Here is a 16,379-nt window from a genome sequence, read left to right on the forward strand (position 1 = left end):
TGAGGGTCTGTTCGGAACGGGTGGGCTGTGCGAGGGCGCCTACACGTACAGTGTCGACTCGCCAGGTGTGCTGGAGTGCCGGATCGAGGATGGTGGGTCGTTCCTGACGGAGCGGAACCCGTTGTGCGAGCGGGGGCTGTGGTTCGCCCTCGTTGCCGGCATCGTCACCGTTCTGCACCTGCTGCCGTGGACCCGCATCGTGCGACGACTCAGTCGGACGAGTGAGTCCGAGGTCGAGCCCAGATAGGCGGAAGCCTCCTCGCGGGTGGGCACCATGGCCTCCGGGCCGGGTCTCGCGCCGGCGCCGCGCTCCGCTCAGCCTCGTTCCGCGCTGCGGGGCCCGGCCCGCTCGCGCGCGTCAGTCCCTCAGGCGCGCGAGGAAGTCCGCAACCGTGCGGGCAAGCACGTCGCCCTCGCCGAGCACCGGGTAGTCCGGATCGGTGGGATCGAGGCGGGTCACGACGTCGCGCAGCGCCTGGGCGTGCACGGGGTTGCCCCGCCAGTAGGGCGCAGGCACCGCGAGGACGGCCATGAGCAGGTCGCCGGGGTAGAAGTCACCCTCGGCCAACGGGTTCTCGCCCAGGACCCCGAGCGCCAGCGGAACGGTGACGGGCAGCGCGACCTGCTGCGCGACCAGCAGGCGCAGCGCCTCGGCGTCGAGATCGACCAACGGGACCGAGCGCAGTGCGTGGGCGGTGCGAACGAGCCGCGAGGCGTCCTCGGGTGCCGGCGGCCAGGCCGGGGGGTCCAGCTCGTCCAGCGTGCGAGCCCCGAGCTCGCGCGCGACGGCGCGCAGCGCCTCGCCGCCCTGCTCGGGCGAGTCGTTCGTCATGGCCACGGCAGATACCCCTTCGAGTGGTCGAACAGCCTGCTCGCCTCGGACAGCTCCTCCTGGGCGGCCTGTCTCGCCTCGGGCGAGAGTCTCGAGTCGCCGAGCATGCGCTTGAGCTTCGCAATCCGGTTCCACAGGCCCTGCTGGGCGTTCCTGACCTCCTGCACGTGGTCCCAGGGCGTGCCGTCGGACTTCCGCGCCACCACCTCACCGGCCCGTTCGCGGCGCGCGGCGTCCAGGTCGCGCTCGGTGAGGTGCTCCTTCTGGCGGTCGGTCGGTGTGCCGCGTTCGCCCTTCGTGGCGGGCCCGGACTCCGACGCGCGGGACTCCATCACCTCCACGCGCGAGTCCGAACCGGCGTGCTGCGCGAGCGACGTCGTGGCCGCCGCGGTCATCGTGGCTCCGGCCGCGATCACCCCGGCGGCCGCGATGTTGATCGGGACGCCGGCCAGCGCGCCGACGCCGGTGGCGTCGAGCGCCACACCGCCCACCTCGCCGGTGCCGCCGAGCACCATGAGGGCGATGCCGCCGAGGAACGCGGCGGTCTCCCCCGGGTGCTCGATCATCGCGTTGCCGAACGAGGCCACCGAGTTCACGACGGCGGCGGAGACGTCGTAGGCGCGCTCACCGAGCCACGTCGCCGCGTCGCCGAGCGCGTCACCGGCCTTGTCGAGCCAGGACGGCTCCTCGGGTGCGTCCGCGAGCGCGGCCCGCACACTCGCGGCGGCCGTATCCCCGGCTCGCACGAGCGACTCGCGCGCGCCCTGGAGCGTCTCGCGCGCCTCGGCCCGCACCGCCTCGCCGGGATCGCTGAACGGCGGGAGCGGCGTGGGCGCCGTGCCGCCGGTCCGCTGCGCCTCGGCGAGGTCACGGTTGTACCGGTCCACGCCGTCGTTGTAGCGCGTGATGGCGGCGTCGGTCAGCGCGTCGCCCTCCGCGTACCGGGCGATCGCGTCCCGGGCCTTGCCCTGCGCCCACTGCAGCGTGTTCGTATAGGAGTCCACGGCGCTGGCGGCATCCTCGAACGCCACCGACGCGTCGGACCACCGCGAGGTCTGCGCGTGATAGGTGGTGCGGAACGCATCCGCAGCCTCGCCGCTCCAGCCCGCGTCGGTGGTGATGCCCTTCAGCCCGGTGAAAGCGTCCTCGAGCGACTCGGAGAACCCGCGCAGCGCCCAGACCCGGTCCGCGAGCGTGCCGACGTTGCCCGGCACGAGTGCGGCCGGGTCGGAAGTCTCGCCGAGCTCGGTCATCCCGCCGCCGGGTCCACGCCGTGGTCGCGCCCGATCACACCGGTGAAGCCGGCCGCGTACGCCTCATCGGTCGCGCGGTAGGTGTCCCGCACGTAGACAAGACGGTCGATCACGCCGCCCACATCACTGACCAGGTTCGTGACTCCGATGTCCCAGCGCCGGCAGAACTGCCCGAGCACGTCGCTCAGATCGCCGTGCCCGACGTCGGACCCGCCGACCTGCAGGTCCTCCACCTTCTTCGTGGCCATCTGGTCCATCGTGTCGACGATGCCGTTCACGGCGTCGTCGAGCGCCGTGAGGTCCACCCGGAATCCGTCCGTCACGCCGCGCCTCCTCCGGCCTCCGCCCGCCGACCGCCGACGTCGGCGGATCGCCCCCGCGGACGATACTCCGCTCCGCTGCGAGCAACGCTCGCGCTGCACCCCGGGGCGCGTAGGCCGCGCGTCGGCGGGACGACGGCCCGACGGCGATGCTCGCCGTCGGGCCCGTGCCTACCTTTCCGGGGGTGGCGCCGGCACGGAGCGGGCGGCGGCCGCGTCGATACGCCCCGCCTCGTGGTCGAGCCACTCGCGGCGGAGCGTCTCGACTCCGATCCCCACCGCGACGAGGCACGCCCCGAGCGGCATGACCGTCCACTGCAGCACCAGCATCGTGCCGCTGAGGAGGGGCACGACGCCGGCCGGGTCGCTACCCGCCAGCCCCGCTACCCAGATGATGAACCGCCCGGAGTACGCGATCAGCACGCCGCCCACCAGGCACAGCAGCACTCCCGCACCGATGAGCTTCGTCGCCCGAGCACTCACCGCGAACCTCCCCCGCCTCGCCGGCACCGACGCCTCACCGTCGAGGCGTCCCGTCAGCACCCTATCCAGGGCGCGCCCACCGGGAGGCGGGACGGGGGCCCGACGGCGATGCTCGCCGTCGGGCCCTCGTCGTGCGAAAGGTCGTGGTCAGCTCTCGGCGAACACGACCGTCCCGGTGCGCTCGACCTCGGCCTCGAGGTCGGCCTCGAGCTCGCGGACGATCGGCAGCACGCGGGTGCCGAACGCCTCGACCTCCTCGATGAAGTGCAGGAACCCGAGCAGCAGCAGGTTCACGCCGCGCTTCTTGTACTCCACGATCCGCCGCGCCACCTGCTCCGGGTTGCCGATGAGGCGGGTGCGGAAGCCGTCGTTGTACTGCACGAGGTCCTCGAACGAGGAGTCGGCCCACATGCCCTTCTTGTCCGACGTCGCGGCGCCGGCCTGCTGCACCGACCTGCCGAACGCCTTGACCGAGTCGACATCGGCCTTCGCGATGATCTCGCGCAGCTGGTCTTTCGCCTCGGCCTCGGTGTCGCGGACGATCGCGAACCCGTTGAGGCCGAACCGCACGGTGCGGCCGTGCTCGATCGCGACGCGGGTGACGTCGTCGTACTGCTCGGTGAACCCGTCGAAGTCCTTGCCGTTGGAGAAGTACCAGTCGGCGTGGGCGCCGCCGTTGAACCGCGCGGCCGTGGAGTTGCCGCCCTGGAAGATCTCCGGGTGCGGCCGACCCTCGACCGGGTACGGACCGGGGCGCAGGGTGAAGTCGTTGACCCGGTAGAAGTCGCCGTGGAACTGGACGTTCTCCTGCGTCCACAGCGCGCGAAGCACCTCGATGAACTCGGCCGAGCGGCGGTAGCGCTCGTCGTGGTCCAGCCACGGCAGGCCGAGGCGGGTGTACTCGTCCTTGAACCAGCCGGACACCACGTTGACGGCGGCGCGGCCGTGGGAGAACTGGTCCGCGGTGAGGAGGAACTTGGCGAGCACGGCCGGCTCCCAGAGCCCGGGGTGCACGGCGGCGATGACCTTGAGCTTCTCGGTCGCGAGCAGCAGCGCGAGCGAGATCGAGGTGGACTCGTGCTGCTGCGCGGCCCCGTAGGAGGACAGGTAGCGCACCTGGCTCAGGGCGTACTCGAAGCCGACGCGCTCGGCGGTCTGCGCGAGCCGGACGTTGTAGTCCAGGCTCCAGTCGGTGCGCTGATCGATGGTCGAGACCACCAGCCCGCCCGAGACGTTGGGCACCCAGTAGGCGAACTTCAGCGGCTCACGCACGAGGCGGGCGGAGTCGGACATGGTGTGCTCCTCGGAGACGGCTCCCGCCCGCGCGGGTCACGCGGGCTGGCGGCGAACCTAGCCGCGGGGCCGGGGCGCACGCGCGAGTGAGCGGGGTGTCCCGGATCGTGGACACCCCGCTCGCTGCTCGTCCGCTGCCCGCTGGCCGCTCGCCCGCTGGCCGCTCGCCCGCTGGCCGCTCGCCCGCTACCGCGGGCGGCCCGTCACGCCGGGTCGAGCTCGAGCCGGTCGAGCTGCGCGAGGACCGCCTGCCGAAGCGCGGCCGGCGCACCGAGGTCACCGAGGAACCGGGCGTTGCGGGCGAGCTCGCTGCGCCACGCGACCGGGTCGATCGTGAGGAGTGCGTCGAGGTCGTTCTCGCTCACGTGCAGCCCGCTGAGGTCGAGGTCCTCGTGCGTGGGCAGCACGCCGATGGCCGTGGACCGGCCGCGCGCCGTGCCCTTGACCCGTCCGGCGATCCACGCGATGACGCGCGAGTTCTCCCCGAACCCGGGCCACAGGAACCGACCGGAGGCGTCGCGGCGGAACCAGTTGACGCCGAAAACCGCGGGGGCGCCGTCGCCGAGCGAGCGCCCGACGGCGAGCCAGTGCGCCATGTAGTCGCCCACCGCGTAGCCCGTGAAGGGGAGCATCGCGAACGGGTCCCGGCGCAGCTCACCCACCGTGCCTTCGGCCGCGGCGGTCCGCTCCGAGGCGACGGTCGCGCCCAGCAGCACGCCCGACGTCCACGAGTCCGCCTGCACCACGAGCGGCACGTTCGAGGGGCGGCGTCCGCCGAACAGGATCGCGTCGAGCGGCACGCCGGCGGGGTCGTCCCAGCTCGGCGCCATGGTCGGGCACTGGGCGGCGGCCACGGTGAAGCGCGAGTTGGGGTGCGCGGCGGGCCGGCCCGACTCGGGCGTCCAGTCGTTGCCCTGCCAGTCGGTCAGGTGCGCGGGCACCTCGTCCGTCATGCCCTCCCACCACACGTCGCCGTCGTCGGTCAGCGCCACGTTGGTGAAGATGACGTTCTCGCGCAGCGTCTCCATCGCGATCGGGTTGGTCGACCAGCCGGTGCCGGGCGCGACACCGAAGAAGCCCGCCTCGGGGTTGATCGCGAACAGGCGTCGACGACCCTGCTCGTCCTCGCGCGGCGCGGCCCAGACGATGTCGTCACCGAGGGTCTCCACGCGCCAGCCCGGGATCGTGGGCTGCAGCATCGCGAGGTTGGTCTTTCCGCACGCGGACGGGAACGCGGCGGCGAGGTGCACCGCCTCGCCCTGCGGGGAAGTCGCCCGGATGAGCAGCATGTGCTCCGCGAGCCAGCCCTCCTCACGCCCGAGCACCGAGGCGATCCGCAGCGCGAAGCACTTCTTGCCCAGCAGCGCGTTACCGCCGTAGCCCGAGCCGAAGCTCCAGATCTCCCGGGTCTGCGGGAACTGGACGATGTACTTCTCGTCGTTGCAGGGCCACGGCACGTCCGCCTCACCCGGCGCCAGCGGCGTCCCGACGCTGTGCACCGCGGGCACCCAGTCGGCACCGGCGTCGATCCGGGCCAGTACGTCGGCGCCGATCCGGGTCATGATCCGCATGCTCACCACGACGTACGGCGAGTCCGTGATCTCGACCCCGAAGCGGGCGAGCGGCGAGCCGACGGGGCCCATCGAGAACGGGATCACGTACATCGTCCGGCCGGCCATCGCGCCGGCGAACAGGCCGTGCAGCGTCTCGCGCATCTCGGCGGGGTCGCGCCAGTTGTTCGTGGGGCCGGCCTGCACCTCGGTCTCCGCGCAGATGAACGTGCGACCCTCGACGCGGGCGACGTCGCTCGGGGTGGAGCGCGCGAGGTAGGAGCCCGGACGCAGCTCCTCGTTGAGCTTGATGAGGCTGCCGGCGGCGACCATCTCGTCCAGCACGGCCTGGTTCTCGGCGGCGCTGCCGTCGGCCCAGACGATGCGCGACGGCGTGGTCAGCTCCGCGATCTCGGCCACCCACGCGGCGAGGTCGGCGCGCGAGGTGGGCGTGCCGACGACGGCGGGGCTCGCCGTCGGGCGTGCGGGTGCGGTGGTGCGGGACGACGTCGCGGTGGCGCTGGGGATGCCCGACGGCGCGGTTCTGGCCGAGGCAGTGCTGGACGACGTGGCGGCGGGATCGGTGGCGCGCCGGGCGGTGGCGGGGCCGGACAGGGTGGCGGTCACAGGAGTCTCCTTGGTGGAGCGGGCGAGGGGGACGGGGCGGGTGCTGCGACACGTCCAGCGTGCGCGCCTCGCCACCCCTCGACCACCCCGTTCCCGATGCAACTTCAGCGGAAGTTGCACTATGGTCGCGCCATGGCGAACGAGACGGCGCCCAAGCCGTACATCGACCCCGGGAAGTCGCCCGAACCGTCCGGCGCGATCTCCGACACCCTCACGCTCGGCCGACGCCTGCGGCACTTCCGAACCCGCTCGGGCCGCACGCTCGCGAGCCTCGCGGACGCGACCGGCACCACGGCCTCGCAGCTCTCGCACATCGAGAACGGGCGCCGCGAGCCGCGCCTGTCGCTGCTGCAGTCGCTCGCCCGGGAGCTCGGCGTGACGACCGCCGACCTGCTGTCCGACGAGCCCCCGCCGGACCGGCGCGCGCGCCTGGAGATCGAGCTCGCACGGGCGCAGGCGGGAGCGCTGTACCGCGGCCTCGCCGCACCGGTTGTTCGTCCCACGCGCGCCGTCCCCACCGAGGTGCTCGAGTCGCTCATGGCGCTGCACGGCGAGCTCGAACGGCGCGCGCGCGAGTCGGTGGCCACGCCCGAGGAGGCCAGACGCGCGAACACCGAGCTGCGGCTGCACATGCAGCGCCTGGACAACTTCGTGCCGGAGCTGGAGGAGCTCGCCGAGTCGGAGATCCGCAAGGCGGGCTACGACGGTGGCGCCGTCACGCACCGCACGGTCGCGCGGATGGCGCAGCGGCTCGGGTTCACCCTCATCCACACCTCCGACCTGCCGACATCGACCCGGACCGTCACCGACCTGCGCAACGGGCGCATCTACCTGCCGCCGGCGTCCATCCCGGGCGGGCACGGGCTGCGCTCGCTCGCACTGCAGGCGATGGCGCACCGGCTGATCGGCCACGAGCGCCCGACCTCCTACGCCGAGTTCCTCCGCCAACGCCTCGAGATCACCTACTTCGCAGCGGCGGCGCTCGTGCCACTCGGTGCCGCCGTGCCGTTCCTCGAGAACGCCAAGCGCGAGCGGGACGTCGCGATCGAGGACTTCCGCGACACGTTCGGCATCACGCACCAGTTCGCCGCGCAGCGGTTCACCAACCTCGCGACCCGCCACCTCGGGTTTCCCGTGCACTTCGTGTGGGTGAGCGGCGACGGCACGCTCATCCGGGGCTGGGAGAACGACGACGTGGACTTCCCGCAGGACGCCTGGGGCACGATCGAGGGCCAGACGGTGTGCCGGTACTGGGCGTCGCGGCAGGCGTTCGAGAAGGGCGACCGGACCACCGAGCACCACCAGTACACCGACACCCCGGGCGGGACGTTCTTCAACGCGACGCAAACGGGCTCGGCGGCCGGCACGGTGGCGGGCGCAGCGCCCGGGGCGCCGGCCACGTTCTCGATCACGGTCGGCGTGCCGTTCCAGCACGCGAAGTGGTTCCGCGGCCGGGACACCAAGATCCGCACGCAGTCGCGCTGCCCCGACCCGTCGTGCTGCCGGCGGCCCGACCCCGCGCAGTCGCAGCGGTGGGCCGAGCACGCGTGGCCGAGCGCACAGGTGCACGCGCAGGTGCTGCGCCCGCTGCCGACCGGGACGTTCCCCGGCGTGAGCGACGCCGACATGTACGCGTTCCTCGACCGGCACGCGCCGGCGGCATCGGCGTCGGCGCACGGGGCGGACCCGGTCGCATCCGCCGGCCCGGCCTGACTGCGGCCTGCCCGACGGCGAGCCGAGCCACCCCACGTCGGCCGTCAGCCGGCGGCGAGCCGTCAGACGGTCGCGTCCGGAACGCGGACCTCGCCGCGCTCGGCGGATGCCGCGATGTCCGTCCGGTGCTGACCCCCGGGCAGGCCGATGCGCGCGAGGGCCTCGTACGCCGTCGTGCGCGCGTCGGCGAGCGTCGCGCCCGTGCCGACCACCGACAGGACGCGACCGCCCGCGGCGACGAGCGCGCCGCCGTCGTCGAGCGCCGTCCCGGCGTGCAGGACCCACGCGCCGGGCACCGCTTCGGCGTCCTCGAGGCCGGTCAGCGCGCCGCCGGTCTCGACCGCCGCGGGGTAGCCGGGGGCGGCGACCACGACGGTGACGGCGGCGCCGTCGTGCCAGTGCAGCGCCACCTGGTCCAGGCGCCCGGTCGCGGCGGCGAGCAGCACCTCGTCGAGCGGGGTGTCCAGGCGCGCGAGAACGACCTGCGTCTCGGGGTCACCGAAGCGCGCGTTGAACTCGATGACCCGCAGGCCGCGTGAGGTGAGCGCGAGGCCGCAGTAGAGCAGGCCGACGAACGGGGTGCCACGACGCGCGAGCTCGTCGATCGTCGGCTGCGCGACGCGCGTCACCACCTGCTCGGCAATGTCCTCGGGCGCCCAGTCCAGCGGCGAGTAGGCGCCCATGCCACCGGTGTTGGGGCCGGCGTCGCCGTCGTAGATGCGCTTGAAGTCCTGCGCGGGGGCGAGGGGGAGGACGGTCACGCCGTCGGACAGGCAGAACAGCGAGACCTCCGGACCGTCGAGGAACTCCTCGACGACGACCGCGCCGCCCACCTTCGCGAGGCACTCCGCCGCGTGCGCAAGGGCCTCCTCGCGCGAGTCGGTCACGACGACGCCCTTGCCGGCCGCGAGCCCGTCGTCCTTGACCACGTGGGGCGCACCGAACGCGTCGAGCGCCTCGGCAACCTCGTCGAGCGTGGTGCACACGTGCGCGAGCGCGGTGGGCACGCCGGCGGCGGCCATGATCTCCTTCGCGAACGCCTTCGAGCCCTCCAGCCGGGCTGCCGCAGCGTCCGGTCCGAAGACGGGGATCCCGACGGCGCGCACCGCGTCCGCGACGCCCGCCACCAGCGGTGCCTCCGGGCCGACGACGACGAGGTCGGCCGCGAGCTCCTGCGCGAGGGCGGCGACCGCGTCCGGGTCGGTGGCGACGAGTGCGCGGTTCTCGCCGAGGGCCGCCGTGCCTGGATTGCCCGGTGCGACGACGAGGTCAGCGCCCGCCTGGGCCAGCGAACGGGCGAGGGCGTGCTCGCGGGCACCGGAGCCGATCAGCAGGATCTTCACGGGTGGTCAGCCTACCGAGCCGGATGCTCCCGCCGGGCTCGCGTCCCACGTGGACACGGCCACCGCCACGTCCACCCCAGACGCGCCACCGCGCCCCGCCGCGCGTCCCACGTGGACACGGCCACCACCACGTCCACCCCAGACGCGCCACCGCGCCCCGCCGCGCGTCCCACGCGGACACGGCCACCACCACGTCCCGGGGCGCGGCGTCAGGGCTCGCCGTCGGGTGCGTCCGGCGGCTCGAGCGGGAAGACGTCGACGTGCGTGCGCACCCGGACGGCGTCGGCGGGCGGTGTGCGGTCCCGCGCGCGGTCGGTGTACCGCTCGACGACCTCGACGAGCTCCGCGCCCAGCTCCTCGATCTCACTCGGCGTGATGACGAGGGTGCCCGAGGACAGCAGCCCCGAGGTCCCGTCGAGGTCGCCCTTGAGTGCGTTGGCCCACGCCGTGAGCGCCCCCGCCCGCTCGGCGATCACCTGGTGCAGCAGGGCGCGGGCGGCGCCCTCGGTCGCCGGATCGCGCAGCAGCTCCGGAGAGCTCATGTCGAACCCGACCGCGCGCCACCATCGCTCGCGACCGCCCGAGGCGGCGTCCGGGTCGTCCTCGACGAACCCGTGCCGCTCGAGCTGGCGCAGGTGGTAGCTCGTCTGCCCGCTGCTCTCGCCGAGCGCCCGCGCCAGGCTCGACGCGGTCGCCGAGCCGCGGCGCTGGAGCTCGGAGTAGAGCGCCATCCGCAGCGGGTGCGCGAACGCCTTGAGCGCCTCCGGGCCGACGGAGAAGCCCCGACGGCTCGGCTCGTCCGACGACGGGCCCACGACGTCGCCGCGCTCGCTCTTGTCATCCGACATATGCAGAGATACCTTTGCATAGATTCCTTTGCAGAGGATCCTCTGCACCGCCAGTCTAGAGAGGAGAGGCCGCCATGTCTGCTGCCGAGACGATCGCCGAGCCCAGTCCTGTGTCGCAGCCGCCGGCGTCATCGGAACCTCCTGTGTCGCCCGAGCCGGCAGCCTCGCCGGCATCGCCTGTTCTGCCCGAGTCGCCACAACCAACTGAGTCCCCGGAGGCCACAACCCCGCGCCGCTCTCTCGGCCACCCCTTCGCGGCCCAACTCACCTCCACCGGCCTGGCGAACCTCGGCGACGGCGTGCTCGGCACCCTCGCGCCGCTCGTCGCCCTCACCCTCACCACCTCGCCCGCGCAGATCTCGCTGCTCCAGGCAGCGGCGTGGCTGCCGTGGCTGGTCCTGGGCATCGTCGCCGGAGCGGTCGTCGACCGGCTGGACCGCCGCACCGTGCAGGTCGTCTCGCTCCTCGTGCGCGCCACGCTCCTGGCCACCGGCGCGTGGCTCGCCGCCACCGACCGCCTCTCGATGACTTCACTGCTGGTCCTCGTGCTGGTCTACGGCGTCACGGAGGTCTTCGCCGACCTCGGTGCGACCGCGATCGTGCCCGCCCTCGTCCCTCGCGACCGCCTGTCGGCCGCCAACGGCCGCATCCTCGGCGTGCAGCAGGTCGCCAACGCGTTCGTCGGGGCGCCCCTGGCCGGGGCGCTCCTCGCGATCGGCGCCGGCGTGGCCTTCGGCACCTCCGCGGGACTGGCCGCGCTCGCGGCGGTGGTGCTCGCCGTCGGGCTCCGCGGACGCTTCCGCGCGGAGGCGACGAGCACGCGCACGACGGCGCAGCCCACCTCCTCCCCCGCCCGCGCCCTGCGCGCGGGGCTGGGTCAGGTGCGCGAAGGACTCGCGTTCCTCCTGCACCACCCGGTGCTGAGGCCGCTCACGATCACCTCGGCGGTGCTCAACATGGCGAGCACCGCGTACTTCGCGGTGTTCGTGCTGTGGGCGGTGGGGCCGGGGTCGCCGATGGGGCTGACGCCGCAGCAGTTCCCTCTGCTCACGCTCGGGCTGGCGGCCGGTGCGGTGGTGGGATCGCTGCTCGCGGAGAAGGTGCAGAACCGGTTCGGCGAGATGCCGACGCTCGTCACGACGCTCACCGTCAACGTGCTGCTCCTGCTCGTCCCGCTGCTCTGGCCGTCCGGATGGGCGGTCGCGGGCGCACTCACCGTGGTCGGCTTCCTCAACACGATCGGGAACGTCGTCTCGATGTCGCTGCGCCAACGGATCTCGCCCAGCGCGATGCTGGGCCGGATCGGCGGGGCCGGGCGCACGCTGTCCTACGGCCTCATGCCCGTGGGCGCGCTGGTCGGCGGGCTCGTCGCCGAGAGGTGGGGGCTGCCGACGACGTTCGTGGGCGCGGTCGTCGTGTCGCTCGTGGCGTGCGGCTACGTCGCGGCGCGGGTGCGGACCTCGACGGTGCGCGACGCCGAGCGGGCTCACGACGAGCGCCCCTGACACAAGCGCGCCGCCGCGATCGCCTCAGTCGTCGAACCGCCGCAGCTCCTTGCGCACCGTCGGCCAGACCTCGAGGAACGCCTCCTGGAGCTCGCGCTCCTTGTCGCGCTCGGCGGCGATGAGCAGGCCGAGTGCGAGCCCCTCCTCGCTCGTCACGTCGGGCTCGGCGGCGAGGTCGCGCAGCACCTCCTGCGACACGGCCGCGTCGTGCACGTCGCCCAGCACCGTGGTGACCTTCTTGAGCGCCTTCGCCAGCCGCCGTGCCCGCTTGCTGCCGGTCGCGGCGAGCGCGTCGGCCGCGTACCGCGCGCGCTTCGCGTGGATCCGCACGCGGTGCCACCGCTCGGCGTCGACCGCGAGGTCGAGCGTGTCGGCCTTGCCGCGCAGCCGGCGTCCGGCGACGGTGACGAGCGGCCGGAGCCCGCGCGCGACGTCGTGCGTCGCCACCGCGGTCGTCAGCGGTTCGCGCGCCGCCGCCACGAGCGCCTCGAGCAGCTCGAGGTAGCGCCGCGTCCGCAGCTGCGCGAGTGCGGCGGCGTGCGCCGTCTCGTACCGCTGGGTCAGCAGCCGGTCCACGACGCCCGCTGCGGCCTCGGCGTCGTCCGACCCGAGCCGCTCGGCGTCGTGCTGGAGCAGCTCGCGCTGCACCTCGGCGTCGCGGGCCTCGCCGAACGCGCCGGCCACCCACGACAGCTCCGACCGCAGCGCGTCGCGCCAGTCCTCCTCGAGCAGCGGCGCGAACGTACGCAGCGCGCTGCGCAGCGTGCGGGCCGCGACGCGGAAGTCGTGCACGCCGTCGGGCTCGCCGAGGCGCACCGCGACGTCGGCCCACAGCAGCGCCTGGGTCTGGCTCGCGAGCACGGCCCGGAGCGCCTCGCGGGCCGAGCCGTCGCCGTCGTCGCCGTGCTGATCGGCCGGCACCACCACGTCGGCCGGGCCCAGCGCGGCCGCGCCGAGCGCCTCGACGCCCTTGCCGCTCGGACTCGGCGTCGCGCCGACGGCCTCGAGCGCCGCGGAGAGCGCGGCCACCACGGCGTCGCTCCCCTCGACCGGTCGGCCGTCGGTTCCCGTGGCCGCCTCGACCTCGACCTCGCGGAACTCGATGCCGCCACCGGGGCCGTCCTGAGCGTCCGTGGTCTCGGAGCCCTCGGGTTGCGCCGCTTCCTCGGCCTCGTCGAGGCCCAGCCGCGCGGTCTGCACCGCGTCGTCGCTGACCTCGACGAGCGCGGCCCCCGCGGCGTCGCGCACCACCCACGTGCGCCGCAGCGTGCGGACCTGCGCCAGCGGGCGCACGGGTGCGTCCCGGACGAGCGCCGCGACCAGGTCGAGCAGCTCGGCGGGCGGGTCACCCACCTCACCCGCAGAGAGCGGAGCGCCGAGCTCGAGCCGCTCCGCCACGCCGTCGGCGGTCTCGTCGTGCGGCTGCGGCAGCTTGAGGTGCCAGCCCGCGTCGCCGCCGCCCTCGCGCCGGCGCAGGGTCACGCCCCAGCGCGCGAGCCGGAGGTCGAGCGTGTCGTGGTAGACCGCGACGAGCTCGACGGCGTCCGTCGCCTCGACCGAGGCGACCGCCTCGGTCGAGGCGTGCTCGCCGTCGGGCGCCCCGCCCTCGGACGCACCGCCCCGCCGCACGTCGGCGACGAGGGAGGCGACGACGTCGGGCGCCGCGTCCGCGGGCAGACGAACCTTGAGCTCGCGCTCGACGTGGGCGGAGGGCACGCGGTCAGCCGATCCAGGCCTGGAGCGGGCCGCGGATGAAGTAGAGGACGAACAGGACCGTCGCGATCCACATGAGCGGGTGGACCTGGCGGACCTTGCCGAGCAGCACCTTGATGAGGACGAACGACACAAAGCCGGCGCCGAGGCCCACCGTGATCGAGTAGGTGAACGGCATGAGGATGATGACGAGGAACGCAGGGATCGAGAGCTCGAGCTTGCGCCAGTCGATGCCGGTGATCTGGGTCATCATGAGGAACCCGACGAGCACGAGCACGGGCGTCGCGGCCTCGAAGGGCACCATGTCGACGATCGGCGACAGGAACGTCGTGAGCAGGAACGCGAGGCCGGTCACGACGGAGGCGAGCCCGGTCCGGGCGCCCTCGCCGACGCCGGCCGCGGACTCGATGTAGGCGGTGTTCGAGCTCACCGAGCCGGCCCCACCGGCGATCGCGCCGACCGAGTCGACGACGAGGATCTCGCGGGTGCGCGGCGGGTTGCCCTTGGCGTCGAGCAGGCCCGCCTCGCCGCCGATCGCGACCATCGTGCCCATGGTGTCGAAGAAGTCGGCGAGCAGGAGGGTGAAGACCAGCAGGACGACGGTGAGGAAGCCGACCTTCTCGATCGAGCCGAACAGCGAGACCTGGCCGATGAGGGAGAAGTCCGGGACGGCCACGGGGCTGTCGGGCCAGACGGGGGCGTTGAGGCTCCACCCGCCCGGGTTGTCCGCGCTGCGGAAGCCGACCTTCCCGAACGCCTCGACGAGGAACGCGAGCACCGTCGCCCCGACGATCGCGATGAGCAGCGCGCCGCGCACCCTCTTGATCCACAGCACGATCGCGGTGAGGAGCCCGACGACGAACACGAGGAGCGGCCAGCTCGCCACGGAGCCGCCGATGCCGAGCTCGACCGGGGTCGCCTGCGACGCGGGGATCCGGACGAAACCGGAGTCGACGAGGCCGATGAACGCGATGAACAGGCCGATGCCGACGCTGATGGCAACCTTGAGCTCGGCCGGGACGGCGTTGAAGACCGCCTCGCGGAACCCGGTCAGCACGAGGATGAGGATGATGAGGCCCTCGAGCACCACGACGCCCATGGCGTCGGCCCAGGTCATGTCGGGCAGCATCGCGATGGAGAAGGCGACGACGGCGTTGAGGCCGAGCCCCGCGGCCATCGCGATCGGGAAGCGCGCGACGACGCCCATGAGGATCGACATCACGCCGGCGACGAGCGCCGTGGCGGCCGCGACCTTGGCGACCGAGGTGGCCTCGTCACCGCCCAGGAACGAGCCGGTGCCGTCCGCCACCGTGCCGATGATGAGCGGGTTGAGCACCACGATGTAGCTCATCGCGAGGAACGTCACGAGCCCGCCGCGGACCTCGCGGCCGATGGTCGAGCCGCGCTGGCTGATCGAGAAGTACCGGTCGAGGAAGCCCGAGAAGCCCGAGGGGCCCGTCGAGGGAGTGCCAGGAGCGCTGGTCGTGGTCGTCACGGGGCAATGGTGGCGTACGCGGGGGCTCGACGCTAAGTCGGAGGTCCCGGGGGTGGGGCTGGCGGTGGTGGTCGGCCGGGGGTCAGCTCAGGGTCCGGCCCGTCTCAGGCCAGGATGTCGTGCCGCGCGATGGTGGCCTCGCGCTGCGGCCCGACGCCGATCGCCGAGATCCGGGTGCCCGAGATCTCCTCGAGGTGCTCGACGTAGCGCTGCGCGTTGGCGGGCAGGTCGTCGAACGTGCGGGCGCCGGAGATGTCCTCCCACCAGCCGTCGAGGTGCTCGTAGACCGGTACCGCGTGGTGGAACGCGCTCTGGTCGGCGGGCATCTCGTCGTACCGGGTGCCGTCGACGTCGTAGGCCACGCACACCGGCACCTTCTCCAGGCCGGTGAGCACGTCCAGCTTGGTGAGCACGAGGTCGGTGAGCCCGTTGACGCGCGAGGCGTACCGCGCGATCACGGCGTCGTACCAGCCGCAGCGACGCGAGCGCCCGGTCGTGACGCCGTACTCGCCGCCGGTCTTGCGCAGGAACTCGCCCATGTCGTCGAGCAGCTCGGTGGGGAACGGTCCCTCGCCCACACGCGTGGTGTACGCCTTGATGACGCCGACGACGGAGTCGATGCGGGTGGGCCCGATGCCCGAGCCGGTGCACGCACCGGCGGCGGTCGCCGAGGAGGAGGTGACGAACGGGTAGGTGCCGTGGTCGACGTCGAGCATGGTCGCCTGACCGGCCTCGAACAGGAGCGTCTCGTCGCGGTCCAGCGCCTGGTTGAGCACGAGCGAGCAGTCCGCGACCATCGGTTGGAGCCGGTCGGCCCACGCCAGCAGCGCGTCGACGGTCTCCTCGACGGTGACCGCGCGGCGGTTGTAGACCTTGACGAGGATCTGGTTCTTGAGCTCGAGGGCGCCCTCGACCTTCTCGTGCAGGATCTTCTCGTCGTAGAGGTCCTGGATGCGGATGCCGACGCGGTTCATCTTGTCGGCGTACGTCGGCCCGATGCCGCGGCCCGTGGTGCCGATCTGGCGCTTGCCGAGGAAGCGCTCGGTCACCTTGTCCAGCGTGCGGTTGTACGGCGGGATGACGTGCGCGTTCGAGCTGACCAGCAGCCGGGAGACGTCGATGCCACGGGTCTCGAGGTGGTCCAGCTCCGAGAACAGCACCTGCAGGTCGACCACCACGCCGTTCCCGATCACCGGCGTGACGCCGGGGCTGAGGATGCCCGAGGGCAGCAGGTGGAGGGCGTACTTCTCGTCGCCGATCACCACCGTGTGGCCCGCGTTGTTCCCGCCGTTGAACTTCACGACGTAGTCGACGCGCGAACCGAGCTGGTCGGTCGCCTTGCCCTTGCCCTCGTCGCCCCACTGGGCGCCGACGACGACAACTGCTGGCATGAGCTTCTCCTGG

Annotated in this window: 13 protein-coding genes; 2 read left to right on the forward strand and 11 right to left on the reverse strand. The window is 73.2% G+C overall.

Going from position 1 to position 16,379, the window contains the following annotated elements; genetic code table 11:
- Positions 1–358 precede the first annotated feature (358 nt).
- From AC3AQ1_RS06805 to AC3AQ1_RS06830, 6 genes are all read right to left on the reverse strand, one after another.
- A complete protein-coding gene (locus tag AC3AQ1_RS06805) occupies positions 359–832 on the reverse strand; it encodes a contact-dependent growth inhibition system immunity protein (RefSeq protein WP_139985712.1) in 474 nt (157 codons plus the stop codon).
- The gene (locus AC3AQ1_RS06810; RefSeq protein ID WP_108718364.1) at positions 829–2,085 is read right to left on the reverse strand and encodes a putative T7SS-secreted protein; all 1,257 of its coding nucleotides are present in this window, start codon (positions 2,083–2,085) and stop codon (positions 829–831) included. The genes AC3AQ1_RS06805 and AC3AQ1_RS06810 overlap by 4 nt, the downstream gene beginning before the upstream one ends.
- Positions 2,082–2,408: a hypothetical protein gene (locus tag AC3AQ1_RS06815; RefSeq protein WP_108718365.1), complete on the reverse strand. Its 327-nt coding sequence runs from the start codon at positions 2,406–2,408 to the stop codon at positions 2,082–2,084. Before AC3AQ1_RS06815 ends, AC3AQ1_RS06810 begins: the two co-directional genes overlap by 4 nt.
- Positions 2,409–2,576: 168 nt before the next feature.
- Positions 2,577–2,888 (reverse strand): hypothetical protein, encoded by a 312-nt coding sequence (locus AC3AQ1_RS06820; RefSeq protein WP_139985706.1) that lies wholly within the window; start codon positions 2,886–2,888, stop codon positions 2,577–2,579.
- Positions 2,889–3,035: 147 nt separating this feature from the next.
- Complete coding sequence (gene sfnG / locus AC3AQ1_RS06825) at positions 3,036–4,181, reverse strand: dimethylsulfone monooxygenase SfnG (RefSeq protein WP_108718367.1); 1,146 nt, start codon at positions 4,179–4,181, stop codon at positions 3,036–3,038.
- A gap of 203 nt (positions 4,182–4,384) precedes the next feature.
- Positions 4,385–6,259, reverse strand: a complete 1,875-nt coding sequence (locus tag AC3AQ1_RS06830) for a phosphoenolpyruvate carboxykinase (GTP) (RefSeq protein ID WP_108720046.1) — start codon at positions 6,257–6,259, stop codon at positions 4,385–4,387.
- A gap of 231 nt (positions 6,260–6,490) precedes the next feature.
- Between AC3AQ1_RS06830 and AC3AQ1_RS06835 the strand changes: the two genes are divergently transcribed.
- Positions 6,491–8,071 (forward strand): helix-turn-helix domain-containing protein, encoded by a 1,581-nt coding sequence (locus AC3AQ1_RS06835; protein ID WP_108718368.1) that lies wholly within the window; start codon positions 6,491–6,493, stop codon positions 8,069–8,071.
- A gap of 62 nt (positions 8,072–8,133) precedes the next feature.
- Here the strand turns inward: AC3AQ1_RS06835 and purD are convergent, their stop codons facing one another.
- Together purD and AC3AQ1_RS06845 are read right to left on the reverse strand one after the other, a co-directional pair.
- Complete coding sequence (purD, locus tag AC3AQ1_RS06840; RefSeq protein ID WP_108718369.1) at positions 8,134–9,414, reverse strand: phosphoribosylamine--glycine ligase; 1,281 nt, start codon at positions 9,412–9,414, stop codon at positions 8,134–8,136.
- Between the two features lie 209 nt (positions 9,415–9,623).
- Entirely contained in the window at positions 9,624–10,262 is a 639-nt protein-coding gene (locus AC3AQ1_RS06845) for a helix-turn-helix domain-containing protein (RefSeq protein ID WP_108718370.1), read from the reverse strand.
- Between the two features lie 143 nt (positions 10,263–10,405).
- Here AC3AQ1_RS06845 and AC3AQ1_RS06850 point away from each other — a divergent pair, with 143 nt between their 5' ends.
- Positions 10,406–11,767 carry an MFS transporter gene (locus AC3AQ1_RS06850; RefSeq protein ID WP_199916549.1) on the forward strand — a complete coding sequence of 454 codons (1,362 nt, stop codon included), beginning with the start codon at positions 10,406–10,408 and terminating at the stop codon, positions 11,765–11,767.
- Between the two features lie 24 nt (positions 11,768–11,791).
- Here AC3AQ1_RS06850 and AC3AQ1_RS06855 read toward each other — a convergent pair whose 3' ends face one another.
- The 3 genes from AC3AQ1_RS06855 to AC3AQ1_RS06865 all read right to left on the reverse strand — a co-directional run bounded on the left by AC3AQ1_RS06855 (position 11,792) and on the right by AC3AQ1_RS06865 (position 16,366).
- Positions 11,792–13,483: a CYTH and CHAD domain-containing protein gene (locus tag AC3AQ1_RS06855; RefSeq protein WP_108718371.1), complete on the reverse strand. Its 1,692-nt coding sequence runs from the start codon at positions 13,481–13,483 to the stop codon at positions 11,792–11,794.
- Positions 13,484–13,487: 4 nt separating this feature from the next.
- The gene (locus AC3AQ1_RS06860) at positions 13,488–14,975 is read right to left on the reverse strand and encodes an NCS2 family permease (protein WP_108718372.1); all 1,488 of its coding nucleotides are present in this window, start codon (positions 14,973–14,975) and stop codon (positions 13,488–13,490) included.
- 104 nt (positions 14,976–15,079) lie between these two features.
- On the reverse strand, positions 15,080–16,366 hold the full coding sequence (locus tag AC3AQ1_RS06865; RefSeq protein WP_108718373.1) for an adenylosuccinate synthase: 1,287 nt from the start codon (positions 16,364–16,366) through the stop codon (positions 15,080–15,082).
- Positions 16,367–16,379: the final 13 nt, after the last annotated feature.

The organism is Miniimonas sp. S16 (assembly GCF_057748195.1).

Coding starts and splice junctions, on each gene's coding strand:
- AC3AQ1_RS06865 (WP_108718373.1), bottom strand. CDS start 16,366: ATGCCAGCAGTTGTCGTCGTCGGCGCCCAGTGGGGCGACGAGGGCAAG.
- AC3AQ1_RS06805 (WP_139985712.1), bottom strand. CDS start 832: ATGACGAACGACTCGCCCGAGCAGGGCGGCGAGGCGCTGCGCGCCGTC.
- AC3AQ1_RS06810 (WP_108718364.1), bottom strand. CDS start 2,085: ATGACCGAGCTCGGCGAGACTTCCGACCCGGCCGCACTCGTGCCGGGC.
- AC3AQ1_RS06845 (WP_108718370.1), bottom strand. CDS start 10,262: ATGTCGGATGACAAGAGCGAGCGCGGCGACGTCGTGGGCCCGTCGTCG.
- sfnG (WP_108718367.1), bottom strand. CDS start 4,181: ATGTCCGACTCCGCCCGCCTCGTGCGTGAGCCGCTGAAGTTCGCCTAC.
- AC3AQ1_RS06835 (WP_108718368.1), top strand. CDS start 6,491: ATGGCGAACGAGACGGCGCCCAAGCCGTACATCGACCCCGGGAAGTCG.